This is a genomic window from Streptomyces roseicoloratus (assembly GCF_004117935.1).
Taxonomy (GTDB): domain Bacteria; phylum Actinomycetota; class Actinomycetes; order Streptomycetales; family Streptomycetaceae; genus Streptomyces; species Streptomyces roseicoloratus.
The window spans coordinates 1-12,710 of sequence record NZ_SDOY01000175.1; the positions used below are offsets into that span (position 1 = coordinate 1).

12 protein-coding genes are annotated in these 12,710 nt (G+C 70.6%); 5 read left to right on the top strand and 7 right to left on the bottom strand.

What is annotated here, in order from left to right; all coding sequences use genetic code 11:
• Positions 1-232: 232 nt before the first annotated feature.
• Both ESG85_RS32460 and ESG85_RS32465 read left to right on the top strand, forming a co-directional pair.
• The gene (locus tag ESG85_RS32460) at positions 233-1,021 is read left to right on the top strand and encodes a class I SAM-dependent methyltransferase (protein ID WP_128984761.1); all 789 of its coding nucleotides are present in this window, start codon (positions 233-235) and stop codon (positions 1,019-1,021) included.
• A 145-nt stretch (positions 1,022-1,166) separates the two neighbouring features.
• A complete protein-coding gene (locus ESG85_RS32465) occupies positions 1,167-2,000 on the top strand; it encodes a transposase (RefSeq protein ID WP_128984762.1) in 834 nt (277 codons plus the stop codon).
• A gap of 24 nt (positions 2,001-2,024) precedes the next feature.
• On the opposite strand, the gene ESG85_RS36440 is transcribed toward ESG85_RS32465, so the two are convergent.
• The 5 genes from ESG85_RS36440 to ESG85_RS32495 form a co-directional block, all read right to left on the bottom strand.
• Positions 2,025-3,185 carry a hypothetical protein gene (locus ESG85_RS36440; RefSeq protein ID WP_246095493.1) on the bottom strand — a complete coding sequence of 387 codons (1,161 nt, stop codon included), beginning with the start codon at positions 3,183-3,185 and terminating at the stop codon, positions 2,025-2,027.
• A gap of 589 nt (positions 3,186-3,774) precedes the next feature.
• Positions 3,775-4,386, bottom strand: a complete 612-nt coding sequence (locus ESG85_RS32475) for an HAD family hydrolase (RefSeq protein ID WP_128984763.1) — start codon at positions 4,384-4,386, stop codon at positions 3,775-3,777.
• Between the two features lie 220 nt (positions 4,387-4,606).
• The gene (locus ESG85_RS32480; RefSeq protein WP_128984764.1) at positions 4,607-5,347 is read right to left on the bottom strand and encodes a class I SAM-dependent DNA methyltransferase; all 741 of its coding nucleotides are present in this window, start codon (positions 5,345-5,347) and stop codon (positions 4,607-4,609) included.
• 59 nt (positions 5,348-5,406) lie between these two features.
• Positions 5,407-5,997, bottom strand: a complete 591-nt coding sequence (locus tag ESG85_RS32485) for a DinB family protein (RefSeq protein WP_128984765.1) — start codon at positions 5,995-5,997, stop codon at positions 5,407-5,409.
• A 286-nt stretch (positions 5,998-6,283) separates the two neighbouring features.
• Complete coding sequence (locus ESG85_RS32495; RefSeq protein WP_128984766.1) at positions 6,284-6,949, bottom strand: dihydrofolate reductase family protein; 666 nt, start codon at positions 6,947-6,949, stop codon at positions 6,284-6,286.
• A 157-nt stretch (positions 6,950-7,106) separates the two neighbouring features.
• Here ESG85_RS32495 and ESG85_RS32500 point away from each other — a divergent pair, with 157 nt between their 5' ends.
• The 3 genes from ESG85_RS32500 (at position 7,107) to ESG85_RS32510 (ending at position 9,857) form a co-directional block, all read left to right on the top strand.
• Positions 7,107-8,147, top strand: a complete 1,041-nt coding sequence (locus tag ESG85_RS32500) for a vWA domain-containing protein (protein WP_128984767.1) — start codon at positions 7,107-7,109, stop codon at positions 8,145-8,147.
• 181 nt (positions 8,148-8,328) lie between these two features.
• A complete protein-coding gene (locus ESG85_RS32505) occupies positions 8,329-9,225 on the top strand; it encodes an NAD-dependent protein deacetylase (protein ID WP_128984768.1) in 897 nt (298 codons plus the stop codon).
• Between the two features lie 77 nt (positions 9,226-9,302).
• Positions 9,303-9,857 (top strand): GNAT family N-acetyltransferase, encoded by a 555-nt coding sequence (locus tag ESG85_RS32510; protein ID WP_128984769.1) that lies wholly within the window; start codon positions 9,303-9,305, stop codon positions 9,855-9,857.
• Between the two features lie 263 nt (positions 9,858-10,120).
• Here ESG85_RS32510 and ESG85_RS32515 read toward each other — a convergent pair whose 3' ends face one another.
• The gene (locus tag ESG85_RS32515; protein ID WP_128984770.1) at positions 10,121-11,269 is read right to left on the bottom strand and encodes a hypothetical protein; all 1,149 of its coding nucleotides are present in this window, start codon (positions 11,267-11,269) and stop codon (positions 10,121-10,123) included.
• 93 nt (positions 11,270-11,362) lie between these two features.
• Entirely contained in the window at positions 11,363-12,607 is a 1,245-nt protein-coding gene (locus ESG85_RS32520) for a saccharopine dehydrogenase family protein (RefSeq protein WP_128984771.1), read from the bottom strand.
• Between the last annotated feature and the right edge of the window lie 103 nt (positions 12,608-12,710).

Below are 12,710 nucleotides of genomic sequence, written 5' to 3' on the forward strand. Positions count from 1 at the left end.
CAGTGTGACCAGCGGAGTCGGTGCGCGAGGTCGTGGGCCCGGCTGGTCAGGGTGGTGAACAGGCGTTGGATCTCGTTGCAGGTCGGTATGGACCGAGGCCGGCCTGTGGCGTCGGCTGCACCGGGCGGTGCTGGACGAACTCGGGAACGAACGGCTCGTTGGATCTCGAAGGATGTGAGGGCCGCCGGGAGCGGCCCGGAACTGAACTGGTGCAGCACACGTCTCCCGCACCATGATCTCAAGTGAGCGCCAAGAGCACGCGATCTCCACCAAGCTGGTCTCGCCGTCCGCAGTGAGTGCGGAACCGTCGAAGACCAACGACTACAACAGCTTCGCCGAGGCGTACGCGGCCGCAAACGAAGCCAACCTGGTCAATGCCTACTACGAGCGGCCCGCGATGCTGGCCCTCGCTGGAGACGTGGCCGGCCGACGGATTCTCGACGCCGGCTGCGGCTCGGGGGCCCTGTTTGCCGCGCTGCGCGACCGTGGCGCCGTTGTGAGTGGCTTCGACACGAGTGCCGGGATGCTGGAGCTGGCTCGGCGGCGGCTCGGCAACGGTGCGGACCTGCAGGTGGCGGACCTGGGCGACCCGCTTCCTTACGCTGATGACACATTCGACGATGTAACGGCGTCCCTGGTGCTGCACTATCTGGAGGACTGGGGGCCGGCGCTGGCCGAGCTGCGACGCGTACTCAGGCCCGGCGGTCGACTGATCGCATCTGTCGACCATCCCTTTGCCATCAACCTCATACACCGCGAGGCCGGTCGCGAGGCCGAGCACAACTACTTCGACACCACCAAATGGACCGTGGAGTGGACCATTGGCGGCCATACCGCCCTGGTGAGCAGGTGGAACAGGCCGCTGCACGCGATGATCGAGGCTTTCATCGGGGCCGGCTTCCGGATTACGGTCATCAGCGAGCCGGAGCCTGATCCCGCCGCCCGCGAGATGTTCCCCGAGGCCATCGCGGCCAAGCCGCGCTTCCTGTGCTTCCTGTTCTTCGTCCTGCAGGCCGACTAGTACTCCAGTCGTAGGTCGTGATCTTGCTGGTCGGGGCCGGTGCGGGGACGGCTGCGGCCACCGTTGATCATCGTGAGTTGTGTCGACCAACGAAGATCAGGCGGTGGCAGCAGGTCGCAGCGTAGTGCCTGCCCGGTGGCGGTCGATGTTCGACCAGCTGACGGGCCGTATCGCGGGCCGGTTCGCGCGGGTCGAACCACGCCGCCACGCAACGGCGTTGGTGCTGGGCCTGCTGGCGGACCTGCCAAGGAAGAACTGCTGGACGCTGGCCGAGCACGCGGGCGACTCCACCCCGGATGGCATGCAGCACCTGCTGCACCGCGTGCGGGCCGCGCTGGAAGACCGTCGGACCGGCTACGTCCTGGCAGTCTCCAGCACCCACCAAGTCACCACGGTGGCAGGGAAGTTCCCGGCCAAGGCCATCGTGGCGGAGATCCCGAAACGGGCCTGGCAGCGGCGCTCGGCCGGAGCGGGCGCCAAGGGCGAGCGGTACTACGACTGGGCTCAGGTCGACATCCACGGCCCCGCCTACCGGCCCGGGCACTGGTGGCTGCTGGTCCGCCGCAACCGGAGAAGCGGCGAACTCGCCTTCTACCGCTGCTTCTCACCCCACTCCGTCCCGCTGTCCGACCTGGTGCGGGTGGCCGGACGGCGCTGGACGGTGGAGGAGACCTTCCACGCCGGCAGGGGCCTGGCGAGGCTGGACGAGCACCAGGTTCGCCGCTGGACCTCCTGGCACCGCTGGGTCACCCTCGCGATGCTCGCCCACGCCTTCCTCGCCGTCACCGCAGCCGCCGAACGCCCCGCCCCCGACGACCTGATCCCCTTGACCTGCAACGAGATCCAACGCCTGTTCACCACCCTGACCAGCCGGGCCCACGACCTCGCGCACCGACTCCGCTGGTCACACTGGCGACGCCGACACCAGGCCCGCGCCCGCGACTGCCACTACCGACGGCAAGCAGCCGCCCAGCCATGAAGATCACGATCTACGGCTGGAGTACTAGGCACCGAGAATGGCGCTCAGGGAGGCGAGGATGGTCAGCGCGGGCTGGGCGATGTCGGCGGCGGAGGTCAGCATGGCCCGGAGGCGGTCGATGCGGGTGAGCGCGGCGGGCACGTCCGGTTCCGCCTCGTCGACGAGGTCGGCCAAGCGGTGGATCTCCGCGGCAACCGCCTCACGCTCCTGGTCGGGTATGTCCCGGCTGGTGAGTGTGAGGTGGAGCAGCCGGGCGAGGTCGTGGGTGCCGGCCGCCGCGGGGTAGGTGTTCTGGAAGTCGCGTATGACCGCGTCCTGTGGGCGGTTGATGAACGTGGTCTGGCCGTTGAAGGTGAAGTTCTCCGACATCGATACTCTGGCCTCCTGGATGGTGACGTGGCTGCTGCTGAGGGAAAGCTCCGGCTTCGCCGGGACGAGCGGGCGCAGGGCCTCCTTGATGTCGGCCTCGGCGTTTCGCAGGGCGGCGAAGGTGGTGGCCTCCGTCGCGGTCCCTCCCATGAGCCTGTTGCCCTTGGTGGGGTCCAGGACGCGTCTGATGCCTCCGAAGAGGGCTCTGAAGTAGGCCGTCGAGGTGTGCTCGACGGGGAAGACGACCTTTTCGCGCAGGTGTACCGGGCCGTCGGGCCCCTGCAGGAACGCCAGGCACGGCAGGGATTCGGGCTCGATGCCGAGCCTCGCGGCCACCTCGTACGCGCTGTGAGGGTCGTACGGCACCCACCTCAGCCAGCGGACCGCGGTCATGACTCGGTACACCTCGGGTTCGAGGTGGCGTCGCCAGTACCTGCGGGCGGCGGTCCGGCCGGCACGGCGTTCCAACGCGAAGACCAAGGTGTCGGGCCCCGACAGGGCGTTGAGGTCATGGAAGTGGGTGCGGACGTAGGCGGCGAGCTCGATGTCGGCTTCGGTGTAGAGCAGGACGCCCCGCATCGGTGAGGGACCCGGTACCTCCTCCCTCAGCGGGAGCCACCTCAGCAGCTCCTCGGCATTGCGGGCAGGGGCCAGCATGTACATGCCGGGAGGCTGGTGCTCGATCATCAGGACGACCAGGTCGCCGTCGGCCAGTGCCGACTCCGAGACCGGCAGGAGGTCCGGCAGCCGCTGGTCGGTGGCGGCGTCGCACAGCCACACACGCGAGACGTGGTCCTCAGCGAAAAGCCGGGCCACCGCCGCGGCATTCGGTTCCCCGGTCAGGGCGTCGGACGCGCTCGAGACCGGGGATGCCTGCGAGGCCTCGCGCACCGATGCCGGATCCGGTTGCGCCGCACCGGTCTCGCGGGCCCGGCGAAGGCAGTGGGCCGCCAGCTCCCGGACGGTCGTTCCACCGTCAGGAACGACAACCTCAAAGACCGCGGCGTGCATCCTTTGATCCCACGCACGCCATCCGCCGGCGCTGTCGTCCGGGTCGTCCCGGCCGTCCGCGTCATCCGGGTCCGAGCGGCGCCGACCGATTCGGTCGTACAGAATCGTTGCGCAGAACTGGCTGTACGTCGCATTCCCCAGCAGGGCGCTGTCGGCCTCCCGGACCACAACCTGTAATCGCACGCGCTCCCCTGCCGTCGGTTCCCTCCCGTACCGACCAAGCGTAAGCCGAAGTCTCTGGTTCCTGGCGGCCGAACACAGTCAACTCGTCGGCCGCAGGCGGGGATCGAAGAACCGATGGGGAACAAGGAACTGGCCGGCCGTCTTCGGTGGTGGGGTGCGAGGCGGTACGGCTGGAAACGGCGGGCGGCCGTCGTTTGCCTCGACAGGGCGCTCAGGGGGTGGCATCCAGATGAGCGGCGATACGCGCGATGGTACGGACGTTGTCCTCGAAGAGGTGCGCCTGCATGCCCGCCGCCCGGGCGGCATCGATGTTGACGGCGACGTCGTCGATGAACAGGCAGTCCTGCGGCCGCACGTGCAAGGCGGCGCATGCGGCCTCGAAGGCACGCGGGTCGGGCTTTCCGACGCCGATCTCGTGGGAGTAGACGATCTGCTCCACCAGTTCGTCGAAGTGGTACGCCGCCGACTCCCGCTCCCTGGCGCCGACGAAGCTGTTGCTCAGGATTCCCAGGCGGCAGGTTCCGCGCAGCCCCCGCACGTAATCGATGAACTCCTCGTTCGGCGTCCCCAGGTACTCCGCCCAGAGGTCGCCCATGAAGGCCTCGACCTGCGGCGCGTCGAGCCCCAGTCGGGCGGCCACCTGCTCGTGCACCTCACGCTCGCTGACGGTCCCGATGCCGCCGGCCCGCCACACGTCCCCCATCCGCTCCCGGACGGTGCCGTACGGCAGTCCCAGCCGCTCTTCCCACCGGTGCACCCATCCGGTCTCCGGCGTGATCTCCAGCACGCCGCCGATGTCGAGAATGACGCAGGTCCCGGTCACGCGAGCTCCCCCTGTCCGATGCGTTGCGACCCACGAGCCCGGAAGGCGCACTCGTGTGATCGACAGGAATCATGGCCGCATGCTCCGCGGACAGGTCAACCGGACTCCCACGCCTGTGACAGTCCTGTCGCAACCCGTGGGGCGAGCGACCCGCAGGGCGGGACCCTGACGACTCCGCGCACGGGTTGGCGACCCGACGTCGACAGCGTGGTGGCCGGGCTCAGGCCGGCTTGCGCCACACGGAGACGTGCTTGGTGGAGTCCTGGGTGAACGGCGACCCGTCCCAGTCCGCGACTCGGCGTTCCGGCTCGAGCCCGGCGATCCTCGCCATCAGGTCGAGCTCCGCCGGCCAGGCGTACCGGTGGCGGGAGTTCTCCCGGCGGTAGCGGCCGTCGTCACCGTCGCGGGTGAAGTGGTGCGAGACGAGCATCTGCTCGACCAGGTCGAAGGTGTCGAAGCCGAGATGCCGGTCGGAGACGTCGAACGGCACCGCCAGCTGACCGGGCGGCAGGAGCCGCAGCGGCGGCACGCCCAGCTCGATGACGAACCGGCCGCCGGGCTCCAGATGCCGGGCGGCATTGCGGAAGCACTCGACCTGCTCGTCCTGTGTGAGCAGGTTCGTGATGGTGTTGTAGACGAGGTAGACCAGGGTGAACCCGCCGGGGACGACCGTGGTGGCCATGTCCCCGACGACGACCGGGAGGGTGTCCTCGCCGGCCTTGCGCCGCAGCACCGCCGCCATGTGCTCGGACAGTTCGATGCCCACCACCGGCACGCCTCGTTCCCGGAGCGGGACTCCCACCCGTCCGGTCCCGATGGCGAACTCCAGTGCCCGCCCGTCTCCGGCGAGTTCGGCGAGGAAGTCGAGGGCCGGTCCGAGAGCGGCAGCCGACGATGTCTCGGCTTCCTCGGCGTCGTAGCGTTCGGCGGTCTCACGGGTCCACAGTTCACTGCTCGTCACGGATGGCCACTCTGCCGGGTGCCGAGGGGAGCTGTCGACGCAGTTTCCGCCTCACCGGCTCAGCGTGCACCGTCCGCGGAAGCGGCCGACCTGGCGGCCTGCTCGATCTTCGCGCGGTAGGCCGCACGGGCTTCCTCGTCGATCCGTGCCTCGTGTTCGGCGCGCAGTCCGGTCCTGCCGTCGAGGCCCTCGCGCAGGATGTCGGCGTGCCCGGCGTGGCGGACGGTCTCGCTGAGGATGTGGACCATGACGGCGAACAGGTTCGTGTTGGGACGGGTCCCGGGCCACCACGGCACGTGGCCGGGGGCGTCGAGAGGAAGCGCGTCGATCGTCGCGTCCGCGTGTGCCCACGTGCGCCGGTAGAACGCGATGATCTGGTCGCGGGTCTCGTCCTCGGCCGCCCACAGATCCCCGCCGTCGTAGTCCTGCCACCGGGGCAGCGGTTCCGGGGAGGGGCGGTCGAAGACCTCGCCGAAGTACCTGGCCTCGACGGTGGCCACGTGCTTGACCAGACCGAGGAGGTTGGTGCCCGTCGCTGTCAGGGGCCGCCGGGCGTCGTACTCGGACAGCCCGTCGAGCTTCCAGAGCAGTGCCTCGCGGTCCCGCCGCAGTCGCGCGTGCAGGTTGTCCTTCGCGAATTCGTCGATCATGCGGCATGAGCCTGCCACGGGACCGCTCGGGGGCTCAAGATCGCGCAGGTCGCCGCGCGACCGCGCGGTCCCGGGCGTGACACGGCGCGCGTCGCCTCGTCCCGCCGAGTCGGTCACGCGTGGCTTCGGCGCGACGCGGCGTCCGCCGGCCGCGAGGTGCTCGCACAGCGCGTCCGGTCAGCAGAGCAGGGCCGGCCCGCCCGCGAGCAGGACGAGTGGCGCGTCGTCGTCACCGAAGAACTCGGTGCCCGGGGCGATGCCGTCGGCGTTGACGGTGGTCATCGGATCACCGCAGTACGTCGTAGGTCAGGTGCGTCGCCGTCGACGTGGGGACGACGGTCCGCTGCACGAGCGTGCGCGGGCGCGTGTGCGTGTGCGTGGGTGTCTGCGTACCCGGGTGCGTACGTGGCTGTCCGCCGGTGAACAGCGGTGTCCCGCCGCCCAGCACGACGGGCGCGAGGTGCAGCGCCAGGACGTCGACCAGTCCGGCGTCGAACGCCGAGCGGATCGTGGCGCCGCCGCCCATGAGGATGACGTCGAGGTCCTTGCCGCCCGCCGACGACGCGGCCTCGGCCCGCTCGCGCGCGGCGGCCACGGCGTCGGGAAGTCCCGTGGTCACGAACGTCCAGTCGAGTCCCGTCGTGCGCACCGACGCCGGCCGCGAGCTCGTCACGACGACGAACGCGGGCTTGCCGACCTCGCCGGCGCCGTAGCCGGTCGTGTCGTCCCAGCCGTTCGGTCCGTCGACCACGTCGAAGAGGTGGCGGCCGAGGACGACCGCGCCCGAGCGGGCGGTCCCCTCGTGGAGGACCCTGCGGTCGTCGGGGTCGTCGGAGAAGGCCCATGTGTGCAGGGCGTCGCCTCCCGTGCCCAGACCGTTCCGGAGGTCGGGGCCGGGCCCGGTGACGAACCCGTCGAGGGAGACGGAGATGTCGGCGATGATGCGTGTCATACAGGGCAGACCCGGATCGGCGGCGAAACTCATCGCCCACGTGCGGGCGGATTCCGGTCCGCGGTCGGTGGGCCCTGGAGGTGCGGCGCGAGCCAAGATCGATTGTCAGTGGTGGATGAGACGGTAGGAGCACCAAGTCGGAAAGAGGGGGCCTGCCTTGTCCGTTAGCCAGAACTACATCAACCACGTCGCTCTCGTGCTGGACGCCAGTTCGTCCATGTCGCACCTGCGGAACAAGGTCGTCGAGGTCGCCGACCAGCAGATCGCCTACCTTGCCCGCCGGTCGAGGGAGCTGGACCAGGAGACGCGCGTCACGGTGTACGTGTTCGCCGACAAGGTGGAGTGCGTCATCTACGACAAGGACGTGCTGCGGATGCCCTCGCTGAAGCAGCTGTACCGGGTCGGCGGCATGACGGCGCTGCTGGCCGCGGCGCTGAAGTCCCAGCACGAGCTGGCGCAGACGGCCCAGTTGTACGGCGACCACAGCTTCCTGACGTTCGTCCTGACGGACGGGCAGGAGAACGCGAGCCACCGCTGCCCGGGAGCCCCGTCCCGGGACCCGCGGGCCCTGACGGCGGCCGTCGCCGACATGATCGCGACGCAGCAGGACAACTGGACGCTGGCCGTGCTCGTCCCGGACCAGATGGGCAAGCGCGAGGCCATGAACTGCGGCTTCCCGAAGGACAACATCGCCATCTGGGACGCGACGAGCACCCGGGGCCTGGAGGAGGCCGGGCAGGTCATCCAGGAGGCCACCGAGAAGTTCATGATCGGTCGGACCAAGGGCATCCGCGGTTCGCGGACGGTGTTCTCCACCGGCGCGGAGGCCGTCAACAAGGACACGATCAAGGCCGCCGGTCTCACTCCGGTGGAGTCCTCGCAGTACCGGCTGATACCCGTCACCCGCGATGTCGCGATCCGGAACTGGGTGACCGAGTCCGGGCACACCTACCGCACCGGCTGCGCCTTCTACCAGCTGAGCAAGTCGGAGAAGATCCAGGCGCGCAAGCAGATCGCGGTGCTGGAGAAGAAGACCGACCGCGTGTACACCGGGCCGGAGGCCCGGGCACTGCTCGGTCTGCCGGACGAGGAGGTCCGGATCAAGCCCGACCACAACGACGACTACACGATCTTCGTGCAGAGCACCAGCGTGAACCGCAAGCTCGTGCCGAACACCCGGCTGCTCGTCATGACCTGATACGGCTCGGGAGCCCCGCGACCGGCGCGCGGGCCGCGGCCGGTGCCCCGGGCCGCCACCGGTCCCCGCGGGCCGCGGCCCCGTGGGCGCCGCCGGTTTCCCGCGGGCTCGGCCGGTGCCCCGCGGGCCGCCGCCGGTCCGGGAGGTCTCGGTCTCCCGGACCGTCTCGTACCCTGGCGGCATGCGCACGCGCCCCACGTTGAGCTGGACCCCGGAGGAAGACCTGCCGCCGGGCACCACCGACCTGCAGCCGGTCGCCGACGCGCTGCGCGCCGGTGGTGTGGCGGTGCTCAGCGGGGCCGGCATCTCGACGGAGTCCGGCATCCCCGACTACCGGGGCGAGGGCGGAAGCCTGAGCCGGCACACTCCGATGACCTACCAGGACTTCACGTCCAGCGAGCACGCCCGGCGCCGGTACTGGGCGCGCAGCCACCTCGGGTGGCGTACGTTCGGCCGCGCCCGGCCCAACGCGGGGCACCGGGCCGTGGCCGCGTTCGCCCGGCACGGTCTGCTGTCGGGCGTGATCACCCAGAACGTCGACGGTCTGCACCAGGCGGCGGGCAGTGAGGGCGTGGTGGAGCTGCACGGCAGCCTCGGCCGGGTCGTCTGCCTGTCCTGCCGGGCCATGAGCTCCCGCCGTGAACTGGCCCGGAGGCTGGAGGAGGCCAATCCCGGCTTCGCGCCGGTCGCGGCCGGCATCAACCCGGACGGCGACGCCGATCTCACCGACGAGCAGGTCGGGGACTTCCGCGTCGTGCCCTGCGCGGTCTGTGGCGGCGTCCTCAAACCGGATGTGGTGTTCTTCGGCGAGAACGTTCCGGCGCCACGGGTCGAGGACTGTCGCCGACTGGTCCGGGACGCCTCTTCCCTGCTGGTCCTCGGATCGTCACTGACGGTGATGTCCGGCCTTCGGTTCGTCCGTCAGGCGGCCGAGGCCGGGAAGTCGGTGCTGATCGTCAACCGGGATCCCACCCGCGGCGACCGTCACGCCCTCGCCCGTGTCGCACTTCCCCTGGGTCCGGCCCTGACCACCGTGGCCGGCCGCCTGGCGGTTCCGCTCCTTCTCGACTCCGACTGAGCACGCCCGGAATGGATGGAGCGGGCGGACGCGTATTTCGATTGCCCCCGGATTGTCCGGCCCGCTAAGAAGCTTCCATGCTCAAAGGAAGCAAGGTCGGGCTCAGGGCCCGCCACGAGGACGACATACCGATCCTGCGGACCGAACTCTACGACGACGTGGTCAACTCCTCCCGGGCCGAGGCCGGACCGTGGCGACCGATCACGCCCGGTTCGAAGGACCCGCGGCTCGTAGTGGACGAGACCGCGGACCGGAGCGTTCCGTTCTCCGTGATCGAGCTGGACGGCGGCACGTTGATCGGCTCCGCGAACCTGTGGGGCATCGACACCCACAACCGCTGCGCGCACATCGGCCTGGGCCTGCTGCCTGCCGCGCGCGGCAAGGGATACGGCACGGACGTGGTCGCGACGCTGTGCCACTACGGTTTCGTCGTGCGCGGGCTGCATCGACTGCGGATCGAGACGCTGTCCGACAACACCGCGATGCTGCGCTCCGCCGAGAGCAACGGCTTCGTCCGGGAGGGCGTCCTGCGCTCCTCGGCCTGGGTGATGGGCGCGTTCCTTGACGAGGTGCTGCTCGGTCTCCTCGCGGAGGAGTGGAAGCCCGGCGCGAAGGGCCGGACGCCTGTCTGATCGCCGCCGCGCCGTCTTCTCACTCCTATGCCGGTTGTTCCCAGAAGGGTCGGATGGAGGACATCGACGCGATCGCGACGCTGCCTTCGCCTTCTCCTCCACCGCCGCCGAGGCAGCACAGCGCCTGCCGGCATGACCGGCGCGGGCGGTCGGCTTCCGGGCAGGGGGCGAGCGTCCCGAGCGCCCGGCACGTGTCCGTCACCGGCGCGAGGGCGCGATCGTGGGCGGCCCGTTCCACGACGGGCCCGCCTCACCCGCCCCGGTCAGAGGGGCATGGTTTCCGTGCCCTTGGGGTGCGCCTGCCGCTTCACGTGCTTGGCGGCGAGGCCTCGGGCGTGGTCGAACGCGGCGACCGGGTCGTCGGACTCGTTCCACGGCTGTGCTCCGCACCAGCGGCCGATAAGGCGGAACTGCTCGAGGGCCGCGTCGTGGCTGCGTGCCTCGAGGAGGTAGTGCGCCAGCAGGTGCCGCAGCCGGGGCAGGGCCTCGTTGTCGGGCGCGACCTGCCCCAGGGACCAGGCCACGCGTTCCAGGAGCGCGCGGGACCTGCGGGCCCGGGCGCCGCCGGTTCCGCCGCGGCTGTCGAGTTCCCGCAAGGCGTGGAGGTACATGCCGGCCAGCGGGCTTCCCGCGGGGGCGCGTTCGACGGCCAGGCGGGCGAAGTCCAGCATCAGCCGGTCGGAGCCGTGCCACTTGCCGCACCAGTACTGCAGGGCCTGCCAGTGCCCGGCGTAGTGGTACGGCGCGCGGGCGGTCAGCTCCGCCCACAGGGTGCGGAACTGGTTGTGGGAGTACGACAGCGCCCGCGCCGCGGTGATCATGACCACCCAGGGCCCCGGGTGACGGACGTCGATCCGTGAGGCGTCGACGGCGGCGTTCATCGCCTGCGGCAGCATCGCCCGGAACTGCCTCATGCGCTCGTCGGGGACCTCATTGGCGTACGCGGTGCCGCGGATCTCCCAGGCCCGGTGCACGAGCATGCTCGCGTGGAGCGTCGCGGCGTCGCCGTTGCGCGGCTGCTCGGAACGCCAGGCCTCCAGCCAGGCGTCGTCCTCGCACGCGATCTCCTGGAGGACTTCCGTACGGGACCAGCGCTCGTCCCAGTCGTCGCCGGCCGCCGCGACGTACGAGGCCGCCGGCCGCCAGTCGCCGCTCCACGCGGAGTCGGCGACGGCCTGCATCTCCTTGATGCGGTGGAGCGGCTGCGCGGGTCCGGGTCGTCCGGCGTCCAGCACCTCGCGCGGGACGAGTCCGTACGCGGCGGGGACGAAGGAATCGCGGACCCACGCGTCGACCGCGGGCCGGGCGGACCCTCCGAAGCGCGAGCCGGAACGTGAGCGGGAACGGGTGCGGTACGTGCCGACCACGGCGCCTATGAGGCCGATGATCAGGGCGGATACAAGAAGGGACACGCCGGGGATCATCGCCCATGGCCGACGGGTGAGCAACAGAGATCCGTGCCCGTCGGTGCCGGGCGACGCAGGGCGATGCCGGTGCGCGGGGGGTCAGTGCTCTTCGCGCATGCCCCACGGAGAGCCGTACGTGGAGAGCAGGTCCAGGAAGGGGCGGGGAGGAAGCGCCTCGGGGCCCAGGACGCCGCTGCCCTTCCATGTGCCGGCGGCCATCAGCTCCAGGGCGACGACGGGGTTGACGGCCGTCTGCCAGACCACGGCCTGGGAGCCGTACTCGCGCATCGACCACTCGTTGTCGACGACGTGGTACAGGTACACCTCGCGCGGGGCGCCGTCCTTCGTCCCCTTCACCCAGGTGCCGGCGCAGGTCTTGCCCGTCATCCGGTCGCCGAGCGTGGCCGGGTCGGGCAGGCACGCGGCGACCACGTCCCGGGGCGACACCGGCACCGGGCCGTCGGGGCCCGGGACCGTGACCTTCCCGGTGGAGTCGAGGCCCAGTTCGTGGAGCGTCCTCAGCTTGGCGATGAAGTCGTCGCCGAGGCCGTACTTGAACGTCACCCGGCGCGCGTCGATCCGGCGCGGCATCAGCAGCACCTCCTCGTGCTCGACGTTCACGCACTCCACCGGGCCGATGCCCTCGGGGAAGTCGAAGACCTCCGGCTCGCTGAACGGGGCCGTGGTGAACCACCCGCGCTCCTTCTCGTACACCACGGGCGGGTTGAGGCACTCCTCGATGGTGGTCCAGATGCTGAAGGAGGGTGCGAAGCCGTGGCCCTCGACGCTGAGGTTCGCGCCGTCGCGGACGCCGACCTCGTCGATGTCGTCGAAGAGTTCGTCCGCCGCGTACCGGGCGAAGACGTCCGAGAGGCCGGGCTCCACGCCCATCCCGACCAGCGCGAGGCGGCCGGCCTCCTCCCAGGCCGTGGCCAGGGCGAACTGCTCGTCGCCGAGCTTCACCCCGCACTGCTCGTACGGCGCGGTCGGGTGCGGCACGGACAGCGACATCGCCATGTCCATGTAGTGCGTTCCCGCGGCGAGCGCCGCCCGGAACAGCGGCATCACGAACCGCGGGTCGGTCGCGTTGAGGAGGACGTCGCAGCGCTCCTCGACGAGGACGCGGCGGACGGCGGCCCCGTCGGAGGCGTCCAGACGACGGGCACTGAAACGGCCGCGCCGCGAGCCGTCCTCGGCGCCGCGTGGCTCGACCGCCGCGACGGCCGCCTCCGCTCGGGACAGGTCGTAGTCGGCGACGACCATGTGGGTCAGGAAGTCGCGGCGGGCCGCGATCCGGGTGACGGCCGTTCCGACGCCACCCGCACCCACGAGAAGTACGCGCATGTCACACACCCTTTCGGCGGGGCGCCCCGGGCGGACGCCCGGGGCGCCCCGATGCAACACGAGGTCCGCTGTTAAGGTCTACGGCGTTGGCATAAGGGTCGGA

Bases quoted from the DNA above. Each gene is read 5' to 3' on its own strand.
- ESG85_RS32460 (WP_128984761.1), top strand. From the start codon at position 233: ATGATCTCAAGTGAGCGCCAAGAGCACGCGATCTCCACCAAGCTGGTC.
- ESG85_RS32465 (WP_128984762.1), top strand. From the start codon at position 1,167: ATGTTCGACCAGCTGACGGGCCGTATCGCGGGCCGGTTCGCGCGGGTC.
- ESG85_RS32485 (WP_128984765.1), bottom strand. From the start codon at position 5,997: ATGATCGACGAATTCGCGAAGGACAACCTGCACGCGCGACTGCGGCGG.
- ESG85_RS32495 (WP_128984766.1), bottom strand. From the start codon at position 6,949: ATGACACGCATCATCGCCGACATCTCCGTCTCCCTCGACGGGTTCGTC.
- ESG85_RS32505 (WP_128984768.1), top strand. From the start codon at position 8,329: ATGCGCACGCGCCCCACGTTGAGCTGGACCCCGGAGGAAGACCTGCCG.
- ESG85_RS32510 (WP_128984769.1), top strand. From the start codon at position 9,303: ATGCTCAAAGGAAGCAAGGTCGGGCTCAGGGCCCGCCACGAGGACGAC.
- ESG85_RS32520 (WP_128984771.1), bottom strand. From the start codon at position 12,607: ATGCGCGTACTTCTCGTGGGTGCGGGTGGCGTCGGAACGGCCGTCACC.